The sequence below is a fragment of the Listeria fleischmannii subsp. fleischmannii LU2006-1 genome, from assembly GCF_000344175.1.
In the GTDB taxonomy this organism is placed as follows: domain Bacteria; phylum Bacillota; class Bacilli; order Lactobacillales; family Listeriaceae; genus Listeria; species Listeria fleischmannii.
The window spans coordinates 1-23,675 of record NZ_ALWW01000046.1; the positions used below are offsets into that span (position 1 = coordinate 1).

Annotated in this window: 27 protein-coding genes and 1 pseudogene; all 28 read left to right on the top strand. The window is 39.2% G+C overall.

Annotation, left to right across the window (positions count from 1 at the left end; translation table 11 throughout):
- The first annotated feature begins 166 nt into the window (after nucleotides 1-166).
- The 28 genes and pseudogenes from LFLEISCH_RS16020 (at nucleotide 167) to LFLEISCH_RS12045 (ending at nucleotide 23,117) form a co-directional block, all read left to right on the top strand.
- A pseudogene (locus tag LFLEISCH_RS16020) lies at nucleotides 167-1,162 on the top strand (phage portal protein).
- Nucleotides 1,163-1,195: 33 nt separating this feature from the next.
- Entirely contained in the window at nucleotides 1,196-1,930 is a 735-nt protein-coding gene (locus tag LFLEISCH_RS11920; protein ID WP_007476865.1) for a head maturation protease, ClpP-related, read from the top strand.
- A 1-nt stretch (nucleotide 1,931) separates the two neighbouring features.
- The gene (locus LFLEISCH_RS11925) at nucleotides 1,932-3,071 is read left to right on the top strand and encodes a phage major capsid protein (protein ID WP_007476867.1); all 1,140 of its coding nucleotides are present in this window, start codon (nucleotides 1,932-1,934) and stop codon (nucleotides 3,069-3,071) included.
- Between the two features lie 145 nt (nucleotides 3,072-3,216).
- Entirely contained in the window at nucleotides 3,217-4,107 is an 891-nt protein-coding gene (locus LFLEISCH_RS11930) for a hypothetical protein (RefSeq protein ID WP_007476869.1), read from the top strand.
- Entirely contained in the window at nucleotides 4,088-4,462 is a 375-nt protein-coding gene (locus LFLEISCH_RS11935; RefSeq protein WP_007476871.1) for a head-tail connector protein, read from the top strand. Before LFLEISCH_RS11930 ends, LFLEISCH_RS11935 begins: the two co-directional genes overlap by 20 nt.
- Nucleotides 4,463-4,521: 59 nt before the next feature.
- A complete protein-coding gene (locus LFLEISCH_RS11940; protein ID WP_007476874.1) occupies nucleotides 4,522-4,773 on the top strand; it encodes a hypothetical protein in 252 nt (83 codons plus the stop codon).
- Nucleotides 4,770-4,952 carry a hypothetical protein gene (locus LFLEISCH_RS11945; protein ID WP_007476876.1) on the top strand — a complete coding sequence of 61 codons (183 nt, stop codon included), beginning with the start codon at nucleotides 4,770-4,772 and terminating at the stop codon, nucleotides 4,950-4,952. The genes LFLEISCH_RS11940 and LFLEISCH_RS11945 overlap by 4 nt, the downstream gene beginning before the upstream one ends.
- 8 nt (nucleotides 4,953-4,960) lie before the next feature.
- Entirely contained in the window at nucleotides 4,961-5,170 is a 210-nt protein-coding gene (locus LFLEISCH_RS16540; protein WP_420912443.1) for an HK97-gp10 family putative phage morphogenesis protein, read from the top strand.
- Nucleotides 5,167-5,571 carry a hypothetical protein gene (locus tag LFLEISCH_RS11955; RefSeq protein ID WP_007476880.1) on the top strand — a complete coding sequence of 135 codons (405 nt, stop codon included), beginning with the start codon at nucleotides 5,167-5,169 and terminating at the stop codon, nucleotides 5,569-5,571. The genes LFLEISCH_RS16540 and LFLEISCH_RS11955 overlap by 4 nt, the downstream gene beginning before the upstream one ends.
- 12 nt (nucleotides 5,572-5,583) lie before the next feature.
- Nucleotides 5,584-6,237: a major tail protein gene (locus LFLEISCH_RS11960; RefSeq protein ID WP_007476882.1), complete on the top strand. Its 654-nt coding sequence runs from the start codon at nucleotides 5,584-5,586 to the stop codon at nucleotides 6,235-6,237.
- 5 nt (nucleotides 6,238-6,242) lie between these two features.
- Nucleotides 6,243-6,653 (top strand): hypothetical protein, encoded by a 411-nt coding sequence (locus LFLEISCH_RS11965; protein ID WP_007476885.1) that lies wholly within the window; start codon nucleotides 6,243-6,245, stop codon nucleotides 6,651-6,653.
- A 50-nt stretch (nucleotides 6,654-6,703) separates the two neighbouring features.
- On the top strand, nucleotides 6,704-6,847 hold the full coding sequence (locus LFLEISCH_RS15410; RefSeq protein ID WP_159099772.1) for a hypothetical protein: 144 nt from the start codon (nucleotides 6,704-6,706) through the stop codon (nucleotides 6,845-6,847).
- Between the two features lie 44 nt (nucleotides 6,848-6,891).
- The gene (locus LFLEISCH_RS11970) at nucleotides 6,892-9,282 is read left to right on the top strand and encodes a phage tail tape measure protein (protein WP_007476887.1); all 2,391 of its coding nucleotides are present in this window, start codon (nucleotides 6,892-6,894) and stop codon (nucleotides 9,280-9,282) included.
- Nucleotides 9,200-10,324, top strand: a complete 1,125-nt coding sequence (locus LFLEISCH_RS11975) for a hypothetical protein (protein ID WP_007476888.1) — start codon at nucleotides 9,200-9,202, stop codon at nucleotides 10,322-10,324. Before LFLEISCH_RS11970 ends, LFLEISCH_RS11975 begins: the two co-directional genes overlap by 83 nt.
- A 26-nt stretch (nucleotides 10,325-10,350) precedes the next feature.
- Nucleotides 10,351-10,764, top strand: coding sequence for a hypothetical protein (locus LFLEISCH_RS11980; protein ID WP_007476890.1), 414 nt, complete (start codon nucleotides 10,351-10,353; stop codon nucleotides 10,762-10,764).
- Entirely contained in the window at nucleotides 10,761-11,591 is an 831-nt protein-coding gene (locus tag LFLEISCH_RS11985; RefSeq protein ID WP_007476892.1) for a phage tail domain-containing protein, read from the top strand. The genes LFLEISCH_RS11980 and LFLEISCH_RS11985 overlap by 4 nt, the downstream gene beginning before the upstream one ends.
- Nucleotides 11,592-11,602: 11 nt before the next feature.
- Entirely contained in the window at nucleotides 11,603-13,039 is a 1,437-nt protein-coding gene (locus LFLEISCH_RS11990; RefSeq protein WP_007476894.1) for a prophage endopeptidase tail family protein, read from the top strand.
- Nucleotides 13,040-13,055: 16 nt separating this feature from the next.
- Nucleotides 13,056-13,907, top strand: coding sequence for an immunoglobulin-like domain-containing protein (locus LFLEISCH_RS11995; RefSeq protein WP_007476897.1), 852 nt, complete (start codon nucleotides 13,056-13,058; stop codon nucleotides 13,905-13,907).
- Nucleotides 13,904-14,059, top strand: a complete 156-nt coding sequence (locus tag LFLEISCH_RS15415) for a hypothetical protein (protein WP_159099773.1) — start codon at nucleotides 13,904-13,906, stop codon at nucleotides 14,057-14,059. The genes LFLEISCH_RS11995 and LFLEISCH_RS15415 overlap by 4 nt, the downstream gene beginning before the upstream one ends.
- Nucleotides 14,056-14,592 (top strand): hypothetical protein, encoded by a 537-nt coding sequence (locus LFLEISCH_RS12000; RefSeq protein ID WP_007476900.1) that lies wholly within the window; start codon nucleotides 14,056-14,058, stop codon nucleotides 14,590-14,592. The genes LFLEISCH_RS15415 and LFLEISCH_RS12000 overlap by 4 nt, the downstream gene beginning before the upstream one ends.
- An 18-nt stretch (nucleotides 14,593-14,610) precedes the next feature.
- Nucleotides 14,611-14,967, top strand: coding sequence for a hypothetical protein (locus LFLEISCH_RS12005; RefSeq protein WP_149022063.1), 357 nt, complete (start codon nucleotides 14,611-14,613; stop codon nucleotides 14,965-14,967).
- Nucleotides 14,964-15,128 carry an XkdX family protein gene (locus LFLEISCH_RS15100; RefSeq protein WP_007476903.1) on the top strand — a complete coding sequence of 55 codons (165 nt, stop codon included), beginning with the start codon at nucleotides 14,964-14,966 and terminating at the stop codon, nucleotides 15,126-15,128. Before LFLEISCH_RS12005 ends, LFLEISCH_RS15100 begins: the two co-directional genes overlap by 4 nt.
- 3 nt (nucleotides 15,129-15,131) lie before the next feature.
- A complete protein-coding gene (locus tag LFLEISCH_RS12015; protein ID WP_007476905.1) occupies nucleotides 15,132-15,512 on the top strand; it encodes a phage holin family protein in 381 nt (126 codons plus the stop codon).
- Complete coding sequence (locus LFLEISCH_RS14775; RefSeq protein WP_007476908.1) at nucleotides 15,509-16,465, top strand: N-acetylmuramoyl-L-alanine amidase; 957 nt, start codon at nucleotides 15,509-15,511, stop codon at nucleotides 16,463-16,465. The genes LFLEISCH_RS12015 and LFLEISCH_RS14775 overlap by 4 nt, the downstream gene beginning before the upstream one ends.
- A 733-nt stretch (nucleotides 16,466-17,198) precedes the next feature.
- Nucleotides 17,199-18,026, top strand: a complete 828-nt coding sequence (locus tag LFLEISCH_RS12030; RefSeq protein WP_007476909.1) for a DUF1672 family protein — start codon at nucleotides 17,199-17,201, stop codon at nucleotides 18,024-18,026.
- Nucleotides 18,027-18,039: 13 nt separating this feature from the next.
- Nucleotides 18,040-20,043, top strand: a complete 2,004-nt coding sequence (locus tag LFLEISCH_RS12035) for an SA1320 family protein (RefSeq protein WP_040504865.1) — start codon at nucleotides 18,040-18,042, stop codon at nucleotides 20,041-20,043.
- A gap of 1,540 nt (nucleotides 20,044-21,583) precedes the next feature.
- Entirely contained in the window at nucleotides 21,584-22,312 is a 729-nt protein-coding gene (locus LFLEISCH_RS12040) for a hypothetical protein (protein ID WP_007476913.1), read from the top strand.
- Nucleotides 22,313-22,688: 376 nt separating this feature from the next.
- Entirely contained in the window at nucleotides 22,689-23,117 is a 429-nt protein-coding gene (locus tag LFLEISCH_RS12045) for a hypothetical protein (RefSeq protein ID WP_007476915.1), read from the top strand.
- Nucleotides 23,118-23,675: the final 558 nt, after the last annotated feature.

The following is a 23,675-nucleotide window of genomic DNA, read 5'->3' on the forward strand; positions in this document are numbered from 1 at the left end:
TCAACGCAAAGTAATTTTACCTCCTGGATAGGAAAAGTTTTCTTTGGGATTGAGAATGACACACTTGCGACAAATGAAATTATATTTTCTGTTGTGTCTCGACTTTCTAATGTCTTAGCAAGCTTGCCGTTTAAATTATATAAGGAATACGACGTGCAAAATACAGATGAGTTTAACCAGCTATATTTTGTCACCGAATGTAAATCAAACTTTGGAAGATGTCATAAAGTCACTTGAAGTGTCCAGAAATACAAATGGTAATGGATATGCGATTCTTATACGAGATATTCGAGCGAAAGTAGAACACTTGATTCCATTAGACCCGAATAACGTCGAGCCGATGATAGAGCGAGAATCTCATGAATTATGGTATCGCATTCGAAATGAGGGGCGGAGCCTATTTTATCCATCTATTAGTATATGATTCATGTAAAACACATTTCTATAATCAGTACTTGGAAAGGAATTAGCCCCATACAGGATATTGAAAAATTCCAATCAGTATGATAAGGCTGTTCGAGAATTCGCTTTGAAGGAAATGCAAAATACACGAGATTCATTTATTTTAAAATACGGTCAAAATGTAGATCCAGAAAAAAAGGCTGCTATTGTGGAAGATTTTAAACGTTTCTATGAGGAAAACGGCGGCGTGCTGTTTCAAGAACCTGGTGTTGAGGTTGAAAAAATCACGCGTGATTTTATTGCAGGAGATATGAAAATTGCGGAAGAAATTACACGTGATCGTATTGCGAATGTCTATAATATCCCTAGTATTTTTTTAAATTCAAATAGTGATAGTTTTTCGTCCAACGAACAGTTAATGCAGATGTTCGTCAACTTAACACTCATCCCCATCATAAGACAGTATGAAAAAGAATTTAATAGAAAACTATTAAGTGTTAAGCAACGCAATGAAAAGTATTATTTTAAATTTAGCGTGAATGGTCTCTTGAGAGGAGATTCAGAAGCGAGAGCTAATTTCTATAGTAAAGGATTACGCGACGGCTGGCTAAAACGTGATGATGTGCGCGCGTGGGAAGAACTGCCACCAGAAGGCGGTATGGCCGCAGAGTTATGGATAAGCGGAGACATGTATCCGCTTGAAATGGATCCATCGTTGAGAAAAGGAAATATCGGTAAAAGTGAATCTGGTGAAAGCTAGATTTTTTATTTTGCCTATGAAAGGGGTGAGAAAATGAAAAAGTTTTGGGAAATGAAACAATCAGCAAATCTAAATGAAGCTGAGATTTATATTTACGGTGAAATCACTTCTTCTAAAGGGGATGAAGGAGATACAACAGCATCTAGTTTTCAAAAGGATTTACTAGCACTGGGGGAAGTGAAGAGCATAAAGCTTCACGTCAATAGCCCAGGTGGTAATGTCTTTGAAGGAATTGCTATTAGTAATATGCTTAAGACTCATAAAGCCAATGTCGTCGCTTACGTAGATGCATTAGCAGCCTCCATAGCAAGCGTCATTGTGGCAGGTGCGGATAAAGTCATCATGTACGAAAATTCGATGCAAATGATCCATAATCCGTGGAATATTGTGGCAGGAAACGCGATTGAGCTTCGTAAACATGCAGATGATCTGGATGCGATTGCACAGTCTTCTATCATTACCTACCTGAACAAGGCAGAGGATAAATTAACGGAAGAAAAGATTCGACAAATTATGGATGATGAAACCTGGTTAAGTGCTGCAGATGCCCTTGAATTAGGATTGTGCGATGAAATTTTTGGAGCTAATCAAATTGCCGCCTGCGTGGAAGGCGAGATTTTCGAAAAATTTCAACATGTACCGGCGCATTTTAGACAAAGTGAGCCGCAGGAAACGGAATACCCTATAACAGAAGAGCGAAAGCGTCTAGCAGAAGAAGCGAAGGCGAGCGCTCTTTTTTATCAACAACAATTTTTAGGAGGAATGTAAAATGACAATGACATTATTTGAATTAAAACAAAATATGGCTACACTGGCCGAGCAATTAGGTAAGACAGAGAAATCAATGACGCAAAAAGCGATTGATCCCAAAGTGTCTACTGAGGAATTAAACCAATTGCAAACTACGAAAGCAGATTTGAAACAACGTTTTGATTTACTAAAAGAGCAACACGATGCACTAGAGGCTGAACAAAAAGCCAAACTTGAAAAAGGAAAATTTAGTCATACAGATGATCCTAAACAAAAAGTGATTGACGCCAAAGCGCAATTGATCAAAAAAACGATGGCCAAGGAAGCTGTACCCAGTGAAGTATTTCAGACATTAGGGGATGATGATACGACGGGCGGAGGGAAATTTTTACCTAAAACGGTGGCCAATGATATTTTAGTTGAACCATTAGTTAAAAATCCATTACGAGAAAATTCCGTGATTACCAATATCCCTAACTTGGAAATCCCTAAGGTTTCGTTTACTTTGGACGATGATGATTTCATCGCGGACATGGAGACAGCAAAAGAATTAAAAGCGAAAGGTGAAACAGTCAGCTTTACCCGTCATAAATTTAAGGTTTATGCAGGCGTTTCTGAAACGGTTTTACTTGGAACGAATACAAACTTGGTTGCTACCGTGGAAAATGCTCTTCAAAGCGGGGTAGCTGCAAAAGAACGTAAAGTGGCCTTTGCTGAGATGCCCAAAACAGGTGAGGAGCACATGAGTTTTTATGATGAAACCGTGGTCAATATCAAACGTGTAGAAGGAGAAGATTTATATAAAGCGATTAAAGCAGCGATTGCTGATTTACATGAAGATTATCGTGAGACTGCTAAAATTTTCATGCGTTATGCCGATTACTTAAACATTATTGAAACGCTAGCAAATGGGAATGCTACATTGTATACCGCCCAACCTGAACAAATTCTTGGCAAGCCTGTTGTCTTTACAGATGCGGCAGTAGATCCAGTTATTGGTGCTTTCTCCTATTCTCATTTTAACTACGATATTGGCGCGCAATATGAACAAGATAAAGATGTTAAAACAGGGGTTAATCTATTTGTCGTAACCGCATGGTTTGACCATCAAATTAAATTATCCTCTGCCTTTCGTATAGCAACCGTAGTGTCAAAGTAACCACGACTACTAGTACAACCACTACCACGACTAGTAGTCCAACAACGACAACCACTACAGAAGCACCAACAACATCAACAACCACCGAAGCCACCACGACAACCACTACCACAACAGGGATAAAGACGACAAAAGGTAAGAAATAATGAAGGCGCTACTTGCCCAACCTGCGAAGGTTCGTTTTGAGTGGGAATTGGAAATATGTATTCGTAGTTTATTGGAGCACGGTATATCAGATATCGTGCTTCTCTTTTCAAAAGATAACGACGAGGTCGTCAAGCGGATTCAAACTTATTATCCTGTTCAATGTTACGTTTATGAGGATAATCGAGAAGATAAAAGTTATATTCCTTCCATCAAGCCCTATCTATGGTATCGCTATTTACAGGAATTCCCTGAAGCGGAGAAGGAAACTTACTTTTATTTAGATGCGGACTGTGTTCTAACAGAATCGATTGATTTTTCAACTATGAAATATAAAGAAAACTGTTGGATTGGTAGCGATTGTAGCCATTATCTGAATGCAGATTATATTTTATCTAAAGGGAATGAGATTTTAGAGAAGATGGCTCAAATTGTAGGTGTTTCCGTTGAATCTATACTTTCCATCAATGAATTATCCGCAGGAGCACAATGGATTATTGATAAACCCAGTGCTACCTATTGGTATAAAGTATATCAGGACTCTAATAAACTCTATCACTATTTGAACGGACTATCGTCAGATATTCAAAAATGGACCGCAGAGATGTGGGCGCAACTTTGGAATGTACTCTATTTCGATAAAAAAGTAGAGATATCGAAAGAACTGGATTTTTGTTGGGCGACTGATCCAATTGAATATTGGGACCAACATAAAATTTACCATAATGCGGGCGTAGTAGATGATAAACAAGACTTGTTCTTTAAAGGGAAGTATGTCTATCGAACACCTTTTCAAGACGATTTAAGTTTTGTTAATCCGAGTAAATGTAGCTATAAATATGTAGAACTTTTGAAACAGGCGGGTGATAAGCATGCTGAGTATGGACGATGAAAAAGATTTACAGACCGTTAAACTTCATTTGCGAATAGATTTTGATGAAGATGATGAATCGGTGAAGCAAATGGTACTTGTTGCACAATCCATGCTAATGGGAATGATAGGGAGCGATGACAGCTACACTTCTTTTTATAGAGAGGCAAAGTATGGGGAAGTGTTTGATTTGGCTACCTTATTTTTAACAGATCACTTTTATAAAACGAGGTCAGCTACCACTTCTCTTTCCTTTCACGAAACGCCCCAGGGCGTCCAAGCCATGGTTCTTTCCCTGAAGCCTGCTTACCTTCAATATATCAACGAATTTGAAGAAGTAGAGGAGGAGCGGTATGGAGACAGGACTCATGAATAAGCGAATCTCTATCTATATAGAGAAGGAAAAAAAAGAACAGCAACGGCGAGTTGAAAAAAATGCCAGAATTCCTCTTTGCTTGTTGGGCGGGGTTAAAGGAATTAAAAGCTGAGGATGCTGAATCGAGTCGAAAAGAGGGGGTTGGGCTTTCAGAAGTCAAGCAAACGATCACATTTGTTATTCGAAGAGAGTTAGCCCCTCGACTTTTAGGTGAAAATTTGAATGTCTCGTATCGAGGGACATTGTATACCGTGAAGGCATGTTCTGTGAAGTTCGACGAATTGTTCTTAAACTGTGAGGTGCGGGAATGAGTGTGGAAGGCTTTGAAGAATTCGCAGAAAATTTAGCTCGTTTGAAGCGAGAGAATACTCGAATGGCAAATAAAGCAGTCCGCGACTCTGCTGCTCTCTATGAAGGTATTTTAGAACGCACAACGCCTGTAGGTAATGGAATACCTGCTGGTCATGAATTGAATAATTATGAGCCTTAGCGAGCAGCATTGTTCAAACAGGACTAAAAAAAGATAAAGACTCAAATTCTATGGTTGACGTGGGATTCAATAAGTCACAAGGGTGGAGAGCTCATTTTCCTAATTCAGGAACAAGTCAACAAGCTCCACAAAAATTCATCGAGAAATCTCGTGATAGAGCTAAACCAGTTGTGTTAGAAGTGATGAAAAGCTATATGAGAAAGGGGTTAAACTTATGAGTCGATTGCCCATCCTAAGGGCATACGATGTGCTCAATGAATCATTTAGCTTACAAGAATTATTAAACGAATTACGCGGCTACCCAACAGATGAACCATTGATTTTTGTTGGCAAGGTACCTAATGCGTATCAAAAAGAGACATATGCTCCAATGATTTGTTTGTCACGTTCTCGGATGACCCCAGCTTTTCGTGCTGATAATCAAACGGAGGCAGAATATCTAGAATTTTTACTAGAAGTCTGGGTAGGGGAAATAGGGCATATTGAAAAGTTGATGCCTGAAATTGACCGTATATTATCATCTCTTTTCATTGAACCGACAGAGTTTGGGATTGACGGAGAACGTGATTTAGATTTAAAGATTGGTTACAAAAAATACACCGGATATTTTGATAAATAAGGAGGAAAAAGCATGGCAGAACGTAAAAGACGTGTGAAATTAGGGGTAGACAAGCTATATTATGGTAAATTAGTGGACAATGTGGTAACAGACGCGGTTTGGTTACCAGGTGTCACAGAAGCAAAGATTGAAATGAAAAAAGAATCAGAAGGATTTGCAGCAGATAATGATCCTAATTGGATTATTTTACAAGGAGGAACGGAAACCACAGCGGACTTCACGGTGGCTAATTTTGATGATGCCGATAAAGAAGCCTTATTTGGTTATGTGATGCAAGAAGGTATGGTCATTGTGGAAGAGAATTCCGTTCCAAGTGATATTGCGATTGCATTTAGAGTTCTTTACAATGAGGGAAAATATGGTTGGATCGGTTTATATAAAGGGCAAATGTCGTATAACGGGGTTGAGTTAAAGGCGAAAGAAGCGAAACCAGAAGCACAAACCGATGCGATGACAGGCTTGTTTTCAGGACGAGGAGAGAAGCAACGTATTATGGTTACAGTCATGGAAGAATCTGAGAATTTCGATCTAGCTGCCTTTTTCATGGAAGTTTTTGGAACTGTACCAGATGATATACTTCCGACAACAACCACAACAACTTCTACTACTACCACAACGACAACAACCGAAGCACGTGCTAAAGATTCTGTGAAGAAGGATGTGTAGGCACCATGCTGATCATTGATTTATATTTGGATTCTGGGACAGGAAAAAGAGAAAATCAAAGATTCACGAAATCAGATGTCTTTTTACGTGATCAGGTCACCGTTCTGGAGAATTATGTGGAAATTGAAAAACTGACAAAAGAATTTCAGACTCATCAACGTGTGATTGAATCCAAACTAGCTGAGGAAGGCGCTGGGGAGGGAGAAATGATTGAAGAGATTCAAAATGCTGTTTCAAAAACTTATGAGTTCCGATTAAAATTAATCAAGCTTCATGCAAAACTCATAGAAAAAATTTTCAATCATCAATTCAGCGTGGAAGAATTCATCGATGGTGTAGGTGTGGATTACCAAGAAGTATGCGAATCAATTTATATGAAAGTTCTGGGTGGACAATCAGAAGATGAAAAAAAGTAACCACCACATTCCAAGAAGCCTTAACCTCCATACGAGTCTTATATAAGACGTTGATGCAACAAGGATATACAATCCTTGACGTGAACCGGCTTACGCTAGACGATATTGTGATGTTTAATAGGGTGAGCGAGGAGCAAGAGGCAGAAGTGGAAGAAATAGCTCCTGAGGAGTTTTTCGTAAATGGTGGATTTTAAGGAGCGTATTACTCAAAAAATACGCTTTTTTGGGAGGTGAACATATGGTGAATGACATCGGACATTTAGGCGCCACAGTCTCGATGAATATAGACCCTTTCCAAAGGTCTATTAAAACACTGGAAGCGCAACAAAGAGCTTTAAAAGCTTCTATGAAAGCGACGGATGCTGTTTTCACTGGACAGGGTAGGACTGTACAAGCACTCGGTGTAAAATACAAATTGTTATTGGCTCAAATGAAATCACAAAAGCAGATTGTGGACTCGCTTAAGAAATCTTATGAGGAAAAAGCGCTAGCATTGAAGAATAATGCCAATGCGAGTGAAAAAGAGATACAAAATGTTGCGAAAGCTGAAAGACGCTATATGCTGGCAGAAGCGGAACTCATCAAAATGAATCGCACACTCCAGCAAACGGGACGCGATCTACGTCAACAAGGCAGTGCCTTTATCCAGGCGGGTAGGAAAGTAGATGCGTACGGCCAAAAAATTCAATCTATTGGTGGCGGGATTTCTAAAGTTGGTGGAAGTGTGACGCGAAATTTTAGTGCTCCTGTAGCTATTGGTATGGGACTTGCAGTCAAAAGTGCAGCTGACTTTGAAGCGCAACTTTCTTCTATTCAAGCTGTATCGGGTGCAACGAATCAAGAAATGGCTCAGCTAGAAAAACTCGCTGTCGATATGGGGGCTAAAACAAAGTATTCATCACTAGAAGCGGCTCAAGGAATTGAAGAGCTCATGAAAGCAGGGGTCAGCACCAGTGACATTATGAATGGGGGACTTGCCGCGTCATTGGATTTAGCAACAGCTGGAGAGTTGGACCTGAAAGATGCAGCAGAAATTGCGAGTACTGCATTGAATGCGTTTAAATCTGAGAATTTGTCTGTGCGAGATGCGGCCAATTTACTGGCTGGAGGAGCGAATGCTTCCGCCACTAGTGTGTCAGGACTCCAAATGGGTTTAGCCCAATCGGCAGCAGTTGCTTCGAGTGCAGGCCTCTCTTTTAATGATACAGCAACGGCGCTATCTGTATTTGCTAATAATGGCTTGAAGGGATCTGATGCAGGTACATCTTTAAAAACCATGTTACTCACTTTACAGCCACAAAGCGACAGTGCTGCTGAAGCGATGAAACGCTTGGGTATCATCACGAAAGATGGGAGTAATCAGTTTTATGATTCGAAGGGCAAAGTCAAAAGTTTCGCAGAAATATCAGAGGTCTTAAAAAATTCACTAGAAGGTTTGACTCCTGCCCAACAACAAAGTGCGCTAAAAGCCATTTTTGGTTCAGATGCCTATCGAGCGGCCTCAATTGCAGCCCGTGAAGGTGCAGATGGCGTGAATCAAATGAATGGTGAAATGAAGAAAACTACAGCAGCTGATGTAGCGGCTAAGAAAATGGACAATCTCAAAGGGAAAATTGAAGAGATGAAAGGCGCTCTTGAAACCATGGGCATAAGCTTGGGGCAAGCTGTTATTCCGCTCTTGTCTGACGGTGTGAAATGGTTACAACAAATGATTGATAAATTTAACGATTTAGATCCGTCCACGCAAAAGTTCATTGCAAAGGCCTTATTGTTATCGGCGGTGTTGGGTCCATTGACGATATTTGTTGGAAATTTTGTTAAAAGTTTAGGGTTCTTAACCTCAGGCATGGGCAAAACTTTGAGAGGAATTGGACTTCTAACATCTAAGCTGACTGCTGCTAAGCAACCTCTTATTGATTTAGATTTAGGTACAGGTAAAGCCAGCAAAGGGTTAACTAAAATGGATAAATCGGCTGGAGTAGCTCGAAAAGGAGTCGGACTTTTTGGATTGTCTCTCAATCCAGTTGGTTTAGGTATAGCCGGTGTAGGGGTAGCGTTAGCAGGTGGCGTATTTGCATGGGAAAAATGGGGCAAAAGTGCTGTAGAATCGGCCAAACGAACCAACAAATGGGGGACGGATGTTGGAGGAAGTGCAGATAAAGCTTTATCGAAGATGAAAAATTACTCGGATAAAACATCTGATTCTCTCCAATCTCTTGACCAAGTGTCTAGTGAGTCTGCAAAAAAAGTTAGTGCTAATATGGATAAGATGGTTTCTGCAGTGTCAAAAGCAGACAATGCGAAGCTAGATAAACTTAAACAAGAAATCGAAAAATTACCAAAAGACATGCGAGCAAATGCCCAAAAAGCGCTTGACACTGAAAAGAAACAAGGTGCAGAGCGTGTTAAACTTGCTGAAAACGCGGCTAGTACAGTGAATGCTATTACATTGAAACATGCGAAAGATGGGACAAAACTTACTAATGAGGAATATCTTCTCCGCATCAATTCCCAAAAAAGAACTTTTGGCGCTAGAAGTGAACCAAATGGATCTGTCGGGAAAAGAGAAGAAATCAGTTCTTCAAGCAATGGAGAACGATTTTACAAAGATGACGCAGGCGCAATATGATGAAAGAATAACTGCGCTAGGGAAAGCAAATGCCGAAGAAGAGAAAGAATTTGGAAAGCAAAAAGAGGCCCTCAAAAAAATCTACGGAGATTCTGCTGAGTATGATACTGAGTATACCAAGCTCAAAGAAAAGCACGCAGCTCGCCGCATGGAATATGCGATTGCTGAGGTCAATGGATATGAAAATTTTGGAGTTAAGCATGAAGTTGTGCAGAAACAGCTAGAAGAAAACTTGAAAAGGTACGGTCTTACCTATGACCAGGTTGCAAAAGAAATTGACAAGCGTGCGCAAGCGATTGCAAAGTCAGATGACCGAATTGCAAAATCTAGCGGCAAGATGACTGATGAAACAGTAAAGGCTAATCAGATGTGGAATGCTATGATATTTAACCCTAAAGATGGGAAAGTGAAAACTAACGCTAAGCAAGTGGTTGCTGAAAGTATGAAATCAAAAGACGGTTGGAATAATATGATGTTTATGTTGAAGAATGCTAGGTTATCATCGAATGCGAAATCTATCGTTTTAACAGGCATCATCGAGAATAATAAGTGGAACAGCCTCACTTTTGAACAAAAGCAGATGCTAGCAGCGTATAAAGGCGCCCCGGAAGTTATAAAGGCTCTTAATGACATAGACAAATGGCAAACTCTTAGCGCTAAACAACAACAACTGATAGCTAAAGCCAAAACAAAAACAGAACTTAAGAAAGCTCTAAAAGATATGGGCTTATGGGATAAACTTCCTGAAAAGATCAAGAAGATGTTAGCAGAGAGTAAAGATGTCAAAAAGAAAACAAAGGACGGAAAAAAAGATATTGATTCATACAACAAGAAAGACCCTAAAAAAAAGAAATTTACATCATCAGCTCCTGGTGCAAAAGAGACCAAAAAACAATTGAGTGCGGTGGAGAAACAATGGAAAAGTATAAAGAGCGGGACGAAAACCCTCAACGTAGTCACCCATTATACGGAGAAAGGGAAAAAAACAAAAAAAAGAATGGGGTTGGTACAAATCATTTTCAAGGTGGAGCTGCCATTTTAGGGGACGCTGCCAAACGAGAACCTTTTTTGACACCAGATGGTTACTTCGGTATCTCGCCAAATACGGATACGCCGATGGCGCTCCCAAAAGGGACGCGTATTTGGTCCTCGATGGCAAGGTTTCATCAACACCAAGCGTTAAAAGGTTCAAGATTTATGCAGGCAGTTTCGAATCTCGGTCCTCGTTCACGAATCAAAGAATCTTCACAACGAATTAATTTTGAGCCTAATATTACGATTGAAGCTAACCAAGAAACACAGGATAGACAAATCCAAGCGCTAGAGAAAAGTAATCTACAACAAGAAAAAATGATTTCTTTACTTTTACGTATTGCGAGTCAAAACAAGGAGCTAGATTACAAGGCATTTGAACAAGTAGCAAGTCAGGTTTCGGCGGACAGAATGATACGTGAATCTTATGGGAGAGGTGGTGCTTCATGACGAAAGTTTGGATGGACATAATTAAAAAAGAGGGCACGATCCGAATCACAGACCAATTACCACTTTATTTCATACATGAACACGAGTCGGACTGGCAAGCTGAAACGAACGTAATGGAAAATTCTGGGATTGATGGCTTAATACCAGGTAAAAATACCTTCGCGCCTTTTACCAAAACTTTCACTTTCGTAGTCAAGACACGCCAATCTGAACTTTTAAAAATGGTCAAGCGAGAAATCAAAAAATTAGTGGGTAGCCGAGAGAGTTATTTTGTGAGATACGAGCGGGAACCTGGCAATTTATTCGCTATCGATAATGTGAAAATTACTTGGGAAAACGAAGAGAAAGCGATGTTTGCGGGGGCGGTTTTGACCTTGGAATTCAATGTGTACAAAGGATATTCGGAGTCATGGGCGACCACACTTGACCCGATGCTTTTTAGTACAAATAAATGGGCAATTGGCCTGAATTTACCACTCGGAGAAGATTTGAGTTACATTCACACAGATAAAACATTCCGAATTTACAATGCATCAACGGATACGATTGACCCAAGAATGCGACACAAGTTGACGATTGCACTCTCGTGTGAGGGTCAGCCTACGCTCACAAATGAGACAACTGGAGACTATTTTACTTACTATAAAGCGTTAAAAAAAACGGATGTGTTAGTCCTTAGCGGCGTTTATCCGTATAAAAATGACACGCATTGTGGGAAAGATACCAATCATGGCGTTATCACATTAGCGACTGGGTGGAATGAATTTGAACTTACGGGTGCAGAGGAAATCGAAATAAAATTTGACTTTCCTTTTGTTTATCGATAAGGAGGTGAAAAATGGATATTTTGGTACGCGATAAAAACGGACTACGCGAGGAAATATTGATGGATGTGGATTATACAAATTTCAAATATGAGTATGAACTAAACAGCGCGCGAAATTTACAATTCACCGTTTATCAAACATCGCTTAACGCTTTTTCTTTTGACCTCGTCGAGGTCGAATCCGTTATTCTATACGATAACCAGCAGTATGTGGTCAAATCTATCTCTCTCGGTATGGTTGGAGAGGGACAAGTGAAGGAAGTGACCGCGCACCATATTAGTTTTACTTGTGTGGATATCGTTCAACGACATGTAACAGAAGGAGAAAAACAGTACTCGCTTTACGAGATGTTACAACATGGTTTTCGTGAGAATCGGGGTGGCTTTACCTTTCAACTACGCGGAGAATTTTCAAGTGAGACGATTGAAAATTTAGGCGGTATAACCCTAATGGACTATCTACAAATGGCTGTGGAACGTTACGGAGCTTACTTATTCGCAGATAATAAAGTCTGGTATCTTTATGATGAGGCGGCATTCTTTGAAGAGTCAGATGTAGTCTTACGTTATCGGTACAATACCGATACTGTGAAGGTACAAGAACATACTGAAAATTTACGTACGGTGGTCAAAGCGTATGGGAAGAAAAAAGAAGAGACCGAAGGACGTTCTGATGACGATTATTATGTGACGGCCGTGTATAAATCGAGAGAGGTGGAACGCTGGGGAGAGCGAGAAGCCAAGCCTGTTTCAGACGAGCGTTTTACCAATCGAGAGCCCTTGTTGAATTGGGCGAAGACACAAATTATCGATACACCGGAGGTTTCGCTCGACCTCGTGTATACCGACCGTGAACCGATTTCGGAACGTAAGAAGGTGTGGTTCATTCATGAGATAATGGGCTATAACTTGTGGTTAAAAATAGAGCGGATGACCGTTTATCATCCGTATGCACAAAAGCCACCGGAATTAGGCTTTATGGGACGGCCGAAGGATCTTCTCCAAATTCAACAAAAACTCCAACGAAGTGTACAAGAATCTGAGAAGAAACTCTCTGATACCAAGTATAATCTGAACAATATCAAAGATACGACGGACACGCTTTATAAAGAACGTATTGTCGCGGAGGTACTCGAAGAGGATACCGCATCGCGTATCCAGACTTCCGCCTATCAAGTGCAGCTGAAAAATAATCAAGGAGACTTCTATTTTCCAATCGTACGGTTGGAGGATATCGAAGTGGCAACCCCCTCACAGAATGGGTTGATGGCGAAAGAAGATAAGACAAAGTTAGATGCCATTGAAAGTGGGGCTCAAAGGAATAATGTGACAGAAGCAGAAAAAGCGTCTTGGAATGCGAAACAGGATGCTTTTTTAGTGTCTCCTGATGGTTCGAAATGGGGGCAATCCATAGACAATCAGGGTGTCACTGTGTGGACAAAACTATAGAAAGAAGGTGTGGAGGATGGCATTAGATTTATGGCTGTGGGGGATGCCCCTTCAAAATTACGAGTTCCATGAAAAAACCAATGAAAACTGGCGAAAAATCATGGCCTATGCGGCAGGTCAAGCTCATGAGCTTGAAGCACTTTATGCCTATATGGACCAACTCATGGCCACAGAAGCTTATTTACGAGAACAAGGGGATCATGAGCTAGATACGAAGTATCAAGCAGAAATCGAGGCGTTAAAAACGCGGATTGATCAACTTATTCTAGAAAGTGGGAATACTGATACGGAAGTCGTGGATGCGCGTTTAGATGTCCACGGTTTTTTGTATACTGTGTTAAAAGACCGAATGGATGCGGAACAGCTTCAAATGGAACGAAAAAGTACGTTGTACTTCTCGGAAGCTGGTTTGGCGGATATGAAGGAACAGGACCTCGTGTATCTCCCCGTTGGGGAAGGAGTGGATACACCAGAAGCGTGGTTCATTTTAGACGAAGCGAATTCTGATGTAGTGATGGAGGAAACCGACTTCTCAAGTGCCGTTCCAGGGGTACCGGGTACCTTCGTGATGACGAATTTTGGGCCTGATAAACGTTTCCAATCTAGTTTGAAAGCAACCCTCACACCCACGCCTTATAAAGTGGGTCAAACGTATTTGACAGGTCGAGTCGTGGGGGAACCAATTGCCTTGGCTTATTCTATAGATGGCGTGGTCACCAACGGCGGTGCGGTAAATGGGTCTACATTTACTATTTATGTCAGTGGTAAGATAACGAACGTTTCGCAGGTCGTCAAAGTACTAGCGTATGCAGATGAAACCCGAAAAATCAAAATGGGGGAAGCTGTGGTGGAGGTGAGCTCGACATGAGTCAAGAACATATCCCTTTGCGACAGGTAAAAGAAGATGAGTTCGAAGAAGTCGCAACACGTATCAGTGTTAGTCAGGTATACGGGTTGAAAGAATTCATCCTCCATGTGTTGCGTGAAGAGGAACAAAAGAAAGGAGAGGATGCGAAATGAAAGGTATCCAGTTGCGCAAAAAAATCAATAATGTATTGGAAGATGTCGCGCCATACACAGAAGCGGGGCTTGTTTTAGGCTTACAAGATGAAATCACGAAAATGGGATACGCGACACAAGTTTTTGTCGCAGAATCCATCGAAGAAGCAGAACAGATCGCTATTCAGGCAGCTAAAGCGTATACAGACTCGTATTTTACACCAAAAGAGGTCTTTAACGGCGGTGTCTATCTGCTGGATTCTCATAGTTATTCATGGGATTGGGATGTGGCGGACTTAAAATCATGTGTCATTGTGATTTGTACCCGTTATTCACCTGGAGAAGGGATGTTAGATTATGGATACGGTGTGTATGTGTTTCCGAAGGCGGCCATTGAAGCTTTTCCGGGCAAATCCTTATGGGAGGGCATGAAAGGCTCATCTGATTTTGCGAAAAAAACGTTTTATATGACGCCGACGACCATTAAAGGACATGATGATAATGGAGTGGCACCAAACAACAATTTTGTGATTTGTAAAATTATCGTAGTCTAAGGAGGAAACGAAATGAAAATGTATGTACAGCTTGACGAGGCTAAGTATGTGACCGCGTGGTCACACGTACCACAAGCGTCATTTATCGAAGTAGAGTGTGATGAAAAGCTGGCGAGTCAATGTTTATTGGACTGTGTGCAGGTGAAAGAAGGCAAAGCAGTCGTTGATTCGAAACGTCAAGCTGAGCTTGTCGAAGCCTTTTCACAACCGTCCGTGCTAGAACAAGTTCAAAAGCAACTTTCATTACTTGTACGTGATGCAGCGCAACAAGCCAGTCGAATAGAACAGTTACAGGAAATAAGCGCAAAAAGCGCTCAAACACAAGCGTATTTAGCGGCACAGGTCGCAAAGTTAGAAGGAGGAGAAGAACAATGAATTATCCCACGTACGAAGATATCGAATTGTATTATGAATGGGGATTCTATACCAAGGAGGACCTCACTGAATTTGTTGTCTGGGGGTCTATCACGGCGGAAGACTATGAGACGCTGACAGGAGAGCCATTATTCATGGGGCACGAAGAGAAACGGGGGTAGCTTATGGACATTAATCCATTCTTATTAGTACAAGAATTTGGAAATTTAGGGCGTAACTTATTGATTCATATTTTAGTCTGGTCTGTCTTTTTAGATATTGTGACAGGCTTCGTACGAAGCTGGATAGTAGGGCGGAATATTGATAGTACAGTGGGCTTGAAAGGGCTCGCGAAACATTTTTTAATGTTGTTGATTATTCTTATTGTCTATCCTTATCTCGAAATCGCACACTTACACCAAATTGGAGTAGGAGTAGCGGTTTTTTATATTGCCTTTTATGGGTTATCTATCGTAGAAAATTTAGGTCAATTAGGTCTTCCTTTGCCCCCAGTTGTGAAGGAACGCTTTGAAAAATTGAAAAAGAAGAAGGAGGAAACAAAATGAGCTTTCAACGATTTACGAGTAACGCAGGACATAGCTATCACACAGATGGCGCACAAGGAAATGGATACTCTGAACACGCCGAGGCGATGAAGTATAATAACGAATTTATCAAGCAGATGAAACAAGTAGGTTATACGGTGACGAATACAACCAGTGAGGCAAAGGGGCAACAAGCTATCTTATCTGAACAAGCGCACAAGGCCAATGAAGTCGACCGAACAGGGCGGTTAGATGTTAGTTTCCACTTTAACTCAGCTTCAGCCAGTGCCACAGGCGTAGAAGTGTTGTATTATGACCAGGAAGTACTCGCGTCACAAGTGAGTCAAGCCATAGCGAATGCGCTAGGAATCCGAAATCGTGGCGCTAAAGAAAATAAGGGGCTCTACTTCTTAGCAAACACGAATGCGCCTGCTATATTAATTGAAGTGGCGTTCATCAGCAATGCGGGAGATATGAAACAAGCTACGTCAAAACGTGTCCAAGCTGTCGCGGCTATTGTCAAAGCCTTGACAGGAAAAGAGACGCCCAGTGCTGGATTCACGGGAACTTGGTGGCGTTATGCCCGTGCGACGCATCATATTCGTACACGCCCAGACTGGGACAGTCCTGTTGCGTTTGACATACCGAATTACTATGCGGTAAACATGAACTACGATAAGCGAGAAAACGAGTTCGTCGAAATCGAGTTCCAAGGTCAAAAAGGGTGGTTTAAAGATAGTCTGACTGAATACTGGTTTGAAGAGAAGCCAACCGAAACGTATGTGGTGACAGCGGAGACCGTGCATTTCCGTGACCAACAAGACTGGGATAGCCCGGTGGTGCAGACAAAGAAAAAAGGGGATACGGTGGAAGTGTTGCGAGAAATGGATAAACCAGGGTGGTTACAGGTCATCTTGACAGAGGGAGTTATCGGCTATATTCCAGATGCGCCGCATTATGTAAAAAAAGTATAAATTGAAAGCTCTTAGTCTATTTTGGCTGAGAGCTTTTTTGAGTGGAAGATTATATAAGACACGAACGTATTTATTAACTAACAATACTTTTTTATTTACAAATACAAACTTGTGCGATATAAATTAAAAAATGACACTTTTTTAATTTATAGAAGGGATTCTTATGGGGAAGTACAAATATTTGCATGAAATTTTTAATTCTGAGAGTCGTTCTGTCTATGATAAAGAAAAGGAGTCATTCAAGAGGTGCGGAAGAAACCGGTTACTTTGACAATAAAGCCGAGTTATTTTGGGATATCCTCGTGATGTTATATTTTGAAGCGCTGAAAGTAAGTTAAATACAGAAGGAGATTGTATAAAAGTGCTAAATTGAAATTAAGCAGAGTCAATTTTGTGCAAAAGGCCAAATGGCTGGCCATAAAAAATGTTTCAATCACACGAACCGGTGGTATTAATAAATAAATGATATAACAACTCCCTTGTTATATTGTTAGTCAAACAGCTCACTCCTCAGAGTGGGCTTTTTTTATTTGTGTAGAAGTCGGAAAAATTCATAGAATATCCATAGACGATGTATTTTACCTATGATATATTGAAAGAAAAGCATTTTTGTTCTTTTTTTGGAAGCGAATTACTTATGTGTATAACAGGAAGAAAGGGGCATACAATGAACGGGAAAAAAATAGCTATTTCTATTATCAGTTTATCAATTTTACTAGGAGGTTGTTCGTTTATGGGACAGTCAGATGAAAAAGAAAAGAAAGCAGACGACGGGACAACACCTGTAGCAGAGTATAAAGGGCAGGGTTTTATTTTTGTTGATGGCGACAAGTCTAAAGAAATTGTCGAAAAGAACGCGGCAGAAATAAAAAAACGAGCTATCGCATATATGAAAGATACATATAAAACTAATGTCAAAGTGAATAATGTAGTACCCGCAAGAGATGCGGCGGTTGTTATGGTGGAAGCAGAAGAACCGATAGAGTTTCATACTTCCGTGATTGTGGGACTTGATATGCAGAAGAAGGAACTTGATCCATCACCAAATGTTTGGTCTCAGGATGGAGTCGTGGAAGGGGCAATTGTAAGTGGGTTGTACGCAAAAGCATATAAGGAAGAATTTATACAGTTGGATTCTTTTACAGCAAATGAGGCAAAAAAATATGATTTGGAAGGGTATAATCAAAAAAGCATTGATAAAACACAAGCTGGAGGATATGAACAAAGATTCTATTATATTTCCGTATCATCTCTTGAATTTCCAACAGTTTACAAAGCTTATTTACAAAATAATAATTTATCGAATGATAGTGAATTGTTAAGAAGTCTATTTCTAAAAGATAATCCAGATTTTAGCAATGTTTCTATATCTTGCCGTTACTTTTTCAAATCAAAAGGGCTTCCTAAACAAGAAGAAGTTGACAAAATGAGAGAAGACTTGAATCTCAGCAAAGGGCTGCCAAAAGGTTTGTACAGTATTGATGTTTATAAGAATTTTATTGTAAATCGTGTAGGACTACCAAATGGAGACTCCACCAGAGCCCAAGAACTTCAAAAATAAAGAAGGTGAAAAGATGGTTATTGCAGAGAAGAAAAAAACGTCTGATTTAGATATTATAGAAATGAGTGGGAAACATGTTTATTCTGATCCGAAACTGAATACTAGGTTGGATGTTAATGGTTCAGTCTACGTGGTTAAAGAAGGTGAGTACAACACCAAATCCGGACTTGACTACATGATTGTGGAGAACACCAAAACAGGCGAAGTTGGTATGATTTTCCAAGGCACACAAGGGCAAAAAGACGGAGGACGGGATATTATTACCGATGCCACTTTACCCGGAAACATACCTGATGCGCAATTAGAGGCGGCTAATGATGCTTATCGAGCAATGAGTAAAAAATATCATATTGATTATGTGGGAGGAAACTCTCTAGGAGGCGGGTTAAGTAATTATGTCGCGTCCAATAATGATGTGAAGAGTGTGACCTATAACCCCGCAATTTTGCCTGATGGCAATTATTCACAAAAGAATCCTGATATTACCAACTACATGAGCGAATATGACCCATTAACACTAGGGGAGCGGAGTGCGGGATACTTAAGTCGTTTACCGGGTAAAAATGTTATCGTGAATAACAATATGCCTTTATTTGCTACTCTGGTATCCAACCATACGGGTTATAGTGACCCCATTGATATAGACGGAGAGAAAGTCCTAATAGACGCAGATGCTTATCTTCCTGTTGGTGTCTGGAGCGGAACTATTCTTACGGGCGGGAAAGGGCATAAAATAGACGTCAATCCTGATAATATGAAAATCTTAGCGGACTCTATGGTGTCAAAAATGAAAGGACAAATTACTACTGCCCAGTCACATGTCAATCATGCTGTGGATATTGTCGAAAGGGAAGGAAGCAAGCTTGATGATAGAAGAACACAATTGACAACTAGTTTCGACGACTTATTAGGTCAAGATGCTTTTGGAAAAGTATTAACGGGAATGGCTGCTTATGAACAGTTGCGTGAGGAACTTGAAAGAATAAATCCTGTTGGAGTCAAAACGTATGAAGCTGTTCAGCGTATACGAATGGCACCAGTCTTATCTGATATGCTAGATTTTATTTCTATGCATGTATTTTCTGGGATTTTGGGTATAGCCATAGAACTCCCCCTACTTGTAGCGGATACAATTTCCAAGTTGGATGGTATTATTCTTCAACTCAATGCATTAAAAAAAGGGGCTATTCCGATGCTGTTTAACGGAATTGATAATCATTTTTTGAGCGACGGCATGGTAACAGAACTTAAGGAGCACTATAAAATAATTGACAGGAATAAAGACGTTCTGACAAACCAAATTTCTACATTTGGGATGCAAGTGAAATATGTTTCGCAAGAATTGGAAAAAGCCGATAAACTTTTGACAGCTCATCAAAAAGTCGAACAAGTTTCTGCCCCGCCTGTCACTTCAAATTTTGTATTAAAGGAATCGGAGGCAATGAAGGATGGAATGGGGAAGAAACAGAAACTACTTGATGAAAATTATCGTAAATTCAAGAAGTCTGCCTTATCTTCATTAGATCCTGTCATCGCAAGTTTTGGAAGTTCTCTACAACAACTTGATTACATGGTGGATGATTTGATGGATGGTGTGGGGAAATTGCGTTCTGCCTTATCGTTTGCTCACATCCCATTTACGGATATTGACCAAAATGCACGCCAAGCACTGGATGATGCTGTTAGGGAGATACAACCTTATCAAATTGCTCTCGCATCGGTAAAAGGAGCTGTCCAGTCCCTTCGAGGCGGGGGATTAAATGCAGTGCTTGAAGCATATCGGCCATACATAGATACGGCGCTTTTTGACGGGACACAGTTCCAAAATGTCATCGCATTGAACAAAGCGTCGGTCAATATTTACGAAAGTTCTAAGATGGTGTTTGAAGATATTAAGTATCAGTTAAGCGACAATAAAGCAGTGGCGGTCGAAGCGCTGGACAAACTAGCGGACAAAGTGGTTATTAATTTAGCTGAGCTGATTGATCAGCTCAAGCGAGGGAGCATAGATTTATAACTTAACGTGGATACATAACATAGAAAACATCTGAAATGCGTTTAATGCCTCCCTAGTTTTTTTGGTTATCGAGTAAATTGTCACAAAATGTATGAAAAGTTGTCACTGCATAATCCGAACAGTCATGTATAATAGTAGTTCATGCTAATACAGTTTAAGTTTCCCTGTTTCTAATATGTATCGTTCGATGAAATCACCGTCTAGCATGAGCGGTGTGCGAGGTTAGCGGAAACTAGCCTCGTTTTTTGTTGAGGACAGGAGCTAGTAGGAATAAAAATTTATTAAAATATCTGTAATCTTTACAGGAGTCCTTTTTTATCTTTAGTCCTTGGCTTCATGGTACCCTTGCCGGTAAGTTTTACTGAGTATCAAAATAAATAAGAGTGAATACGACACTTAGAACTAAATGTAAGTGAATCTTGAGATTAAAATCAAATGGCGGGAAAGTTCAAAAAATAGACATATTTAGATAAATTAAAGTGTGTTATAATAATTTATATGCAATTTAATTTATGTGATTTTTTTGAATTGGGTTCTCAAATAATAGGAGTAGGAGGTTTTTCGTGGAGTCATTATTTTTAATAACTGTAGTAATTTTTTTTCTAGGTGTTTTTTTTTATTGGTCTTTCAGGAGGAATTTTCAGGTGGCGAGCGCTCAATAATAAAAAAGCGTGGGAGGGTTCTGTTATCCCGCTTTTAATTGTAGGAGTTCCCATCACAATAATTGGCCTTATTTTTATGTACGTGACATATCCATTTTAACTTGCTATTAGCTAAGGTCAACGGAAATTGATTACATTTTTTAGAATATGCTCTTTAATACTGAATATAAAGCATGGAAGAAGGTTTCATTTTTCTATACACGTGGTATAAATTATTATAGTACAACATCCCCGTTGTATGACTGGTCAGAAGTTCATTCTAAAGAGTGGATTTCTTTTGTACAGTAAAGTATAATAAAAGATACATGCAATAAAATGTTATCACAAAATCTTTGATTACGACTCGCTTGAAATGTGCGAGGGCTTAAGACTAGCGGAAACTAGTCTTTTTTTTTGAATCAAATGCTTAGATGTTTTCTTGTATTGTGATATACTGACACTATCATGCTGCAATAAATTCTCTCAATGAAAATCTCTTACCTGACTCGTCTGGCATGAGCGAGTCGATTAGTTGCTAAATCTATTCACTTATAGTAATGTGATAGTATACAAACTCCCTTGTTTGTATAAATGAGATTTATTTCCTAAATTTTTGTGTATACTCAGGTAAAGCCCATTCTGAAAAGGATGGGTTTTACTGTTTGAGAAAAAGGGTAAATATAATCGAATCCTTGTCGGGGGTTCATCCTTCTGTTTGAGTGCTAAGGCACTCTTTTTTTGTGGATTAAAACTTAAATTGTATACTAAAAAACTTGAAAATTGGTTCATATTGGTCATTCGCGATTAAAAACGGACTTTTTAAGGGATTTATCGTTTTCGTATTTAATTTTATGCTATAGTTAAAGTGTTACATAAACAGCAAAAAGGGGGAGAATTACATGAAAACAATAAGTAAGATATTCATAGCCGCAATAATAACAATTCTGGTTCTAGTACCTTTGAGCAGTAGGATTGTTGTGCAAGCAAGTAATAATGAGCCAGAGAGGCCGGTTACAAAAATGACAAGTGGGGTAGCATTGAATAAGATAGAGTATGATACGATTCAAACAGAAGATGATTTTTATTATATAACTACGCAAGGAAATGATATGCTTGTAACGACAACCATTAAAAATTCAGATGGGACAGTTACATTGACTAGTAATCCGGAAACCGGAAAAACGTTCGTTTCAAGTGATTTTATGACAGAAGAAGAAATTCAAGAATTGCAAGAGGAAGCCGATAGTCAAGAAAGAATAAGAGATCTTATATCAGAAACACCTAGTACAACGTCAATGCTTAGATCTCAAACAGGTTCCTGGGCATGGTCGAGTTGGCAGAATAAAAGTATAACCAACAATAAAAAATTCACGATACAAACTGCTATTACAGCTCTAGGAGCGAAATTTGGAATGTATGGCGTTGCTGCGTCATCAGTGGCCAATATTATTGTTCAATATGGAATGAAGACAGGGTATTTTAAGGTTAGAGCTGCTACCCGAAAAGATACAGACTATAACTATGTTTGGACTAAAAATCAAGTAAAGCTTTATAAAGAGAGTAGTCGAAAAACACTATTAAGTACTAAAGAGTCTACCGCTAGAAAGACACATGTATTATACGGCTGAGGAGTGAATTCAAATGAACAGTTGGATAGCAACAATAGTAACAGTATTAATTTTAATTTTAGTCTGGCTCATTATACCCCAAAAATATTTGTTTTGGGGTATAATGACTGCGCCTGTAATTGGATTACTTGTGCAATGGCTATTTAGCAAGAGAAAATCAACTCATAACTAGTTGCATACATATGGTAACTAACTAAAAAAGGCTTCTAGCATTCTTAGAAGTCTTTTTTGAACTTATACATACTATAACTATGATGAAAAAGAGTTATTCAAAGAAGAATTTTATGAAATTTCAACTGATAACGCATTAAAAGAGTATGATGAAATTAATATTGTTGAATTTGATGAAGAATCATTTCCTAATTTAAAGGAAGACTTGAACTTAACAGAAGAAGATGTTACAGAACTTGATAAGCAGAATTTGAATGAGATAGCAGATGAAATCTTTGAACAAAATGATATAGAGAAGCCTTCTTTTAGTGAGGAGAAACAGTTACTAAAAGGGATTAAAGGAACTGCTGCTAAAATTGCAGCTAAAGCCGCTTTGAAGAAAATTAAAAATATTGGAAAAACTACATGGAATAAAAAGGTTAATAAAGTAGTAAATAAACTTATTGCATCAAGTAAACTAAAAAAGACGTTGAAATATGTTTTGGGATATGAGTTTATGGTGCAAACTTTTAATGTAGTAGGAAATTCTACTGGGAAAATTGAAGATGTATTATCTACACAATTTAGAAAAGTTGGCATGAATAAATACTGGGCTGGTATATGTTCCAGATTGATAACTACAATTTTTATATAGGGATTTAAGTTCACAACGTTTGCTCACCAGCTTCTAGCGAAAGGAAATGATAAAAAATGGGGAAAATAGTAATGGTCATGCTAATAATAACGGCACTCTATGCTATTGGTAATATTTTTATAGGGTTTAGTAATTACATGCCCGCTAGATTAAATATTGGTATTTTGGGCGTGCTTCAAATAGGAACTCTAAGCTTGATACTAATATATTTAAACAAAAAAAATAAAGAAAATGAAAAATAAAAATATGATATTCATCCCATGAAAGTTAATAAAGCGACTGAAAATCTTAATTCAGGAACAAAAAAAGCTCTGGTAAAAGCACTAAGAGCAGCTGGGATTTCTAGGGGACTGCTCAAAGTTTGGCTTTTTCGTTTGATTATTCATTTTGTTTAACTAAATTAGCGATAAACAACAAAAAAATTCCAAAAAGCAAGATTGCAATTAACATAAAAATCTCTGAAAAAATCGATACTGCAATAATTTTTTAAGTGCGATTTTTTAGTTTGATATGCCCTTGAAAAAAGTGGATGCATTAGCTTAAGTAAGTATGTCAATA

What these genes read in the sequence shown, in the direction of transcription:
- LFLEISCH_RS15100 (WP_007476903.1), top strand. Translation starts at nt 14,964, where the DNA reads ATGAATTATCCCACGTACGAAGATATCGAATTGTATTATGAATGGGGA.
- LFLEISCH_RS11960 (WP_007476882.1), top strand. Translation starts at nt 5,584, where the DNA reads ATGGCAGAACGTAAAAGACGTGTGAAATTAGGGGTAGACAAGCTATAT.
- LFLEISCH_RS11975 (WP_007476888.1), top strand. Translation starts at nt 9,200, where the DNA reads ATGGATCTGTCGGGAAAAGAGAAGAAATCAGTTCTTCAAGCAATGGAG.
- LFLEISCH_RS11920 (WP_007476865.1), top strand. Translation starts at nt 1,196, where the DNA reads ATGAAAAAGTTTTGGGAAATGAAACAATCAGCAAATCTAAATGAAGCT.
- LFLEISCH_RS12035 (WP_040504865.1), top strand. Translation starts at nt 18,040, where the DNA reads ATGGTTATTGCAGAGAAGAAAAAAACGTCTGATTTAGATATTATAGAA.
- LFLEISCH_RS11925 (WP_007476867.1), top strand. Translation starts at nt 1,932, where the DNA reads ATGACAATGACATTATTTGAATTAAAACAAAATATGGCTACACTGGCC.
- LFLEISCH_RS14775 (WP_007476908.1), top strand. Translation starts at nt 15,509, where the DNA reads ATGAGCTTTCAACGATTTACGAGTAACGCAGGACATAGCTATCACACA.
- LFLEISCH_RS12005 (WP_149022063.1), top strand. Translation starts at nt 14,611, where the DNA reads ATGTATGTACAGCTTGACGAGGCTAAGTATGTGACCGCGTGGTCACAC.
- LFLEISCH_RS11985 (WP_007476892.1), top strand. Translation starts at nt 10,761, where the DNA reads ATGACGAAAGTTTGGATGGACATAATTAAAAAAGAGGGCACGATCCGA.
- LFLEISCH_RS11955 (WP_007476880.1), top strand. Translation starts at nt 5,167, where the DNA reads ATGAGTCGATTGCCCATCCTAAGGGCATACGATGTGCTCAATGAATCA.
- LFLEISCH_RS11930 (WP_007476869.1), top strand. Translation starts at nt 3,217, where the DNA reads ATGAAGGCGCTACTTGCCCAACCTGCGAAGGTTCGTTTTGAGTGGGAA.
- LFLEISCH_RS11995 (WP_007476897.1), top strand. Translation starts at nt 13,056, where the DNA reads ATGGCATTAGATTTATGGCTGTGGGGGATGCCCCTTCAAAATTACGAG.
- LFLEISCH_RS12030 (WP_007476909.1), top strand. Translation starts at nt 17,199, where the DNA reads ATGGGACAGTCAGATGAAAAAGAAAAGAAAGCAGACGACGGGACAACA.
- LFLEISCH_RS12015 (WP_007476905.1), top strand. Translation starts at nt 15,132, where the DNA reads ATGGACATTAATCCATTCTTATTAGTACAAGAATTTGGAAATTTAGGG.
- LFLEISCH_RS11970 (WP_007476887.1), top strand. Translation starts at nt 6,892, where the DNA reads ATGGTGAATGACATCGGACATTTAGGCGCCACAGTCTCGATGAATATA.
- LFLEISCH_RS11940 (WP_007476874.1), top strand. Translation starts at nt 4,522, where the DNA reads ATGCCAGAATTCCTCTTTGCTTGTTGGGCGGGGTTAAAGGAATTAAAA.
- LFLEISCH_RS11965 (WP_007476885.1), top strand. Translation starts at nt 6,243, where the DNA reads ATGCTGATCATTGATTTATATTTGGATTCTGGGACAGGAAAAAGAGAA.
- LFLEISCH_RS11990 (WP_007476894.1), top strand. Translation starts at nt 11,603, where the DNA reads ATGGATATTTTGGTACGCGATAAAAACGGACTACGCGAGGAAATATTG.
- LFLEISCH_RS12000 (WP_007476900.1), top strand. Translation starts at nt 14,056, where the DNA reads ATGAAAGGTATCCAGTTGCGCAAAAAAATCAATAATGTATTGGAAGAT.
- LFLEISCH_RS12040 (WP_007476913.1), top strand. Translation starts at nt 21,584, where the DNA reads ATGAAAACAATAAGTAAGATATTCATAGCCGCAATAATAACAATTCTG.
- LFLEISCH_RS11945 (WP_007476876.1), top strand. Translation starts at nt 4,770, where the DNA reads ATGAGTGTGGAAGGCTTTGAAGAATTCGCAGAAAATTTAGCTCGTTTG.
- LFLEISCH_RS15415 (WP_159099773.1), top strand. Translation starts at nt 13,904, where the DNA reads ATGAGTCAAGAACATATCCCTTTGCGACAGGTAAAAGAAGATGAGTTC.
- LFLEISCH_RS11935 (WP_007476871.1), top strand. Translation starts at nt 4,088, where the DNA reads ATGCTGAGTATGGACGATGAAAAAGATTTACAGACCGTTAAACTTCAT.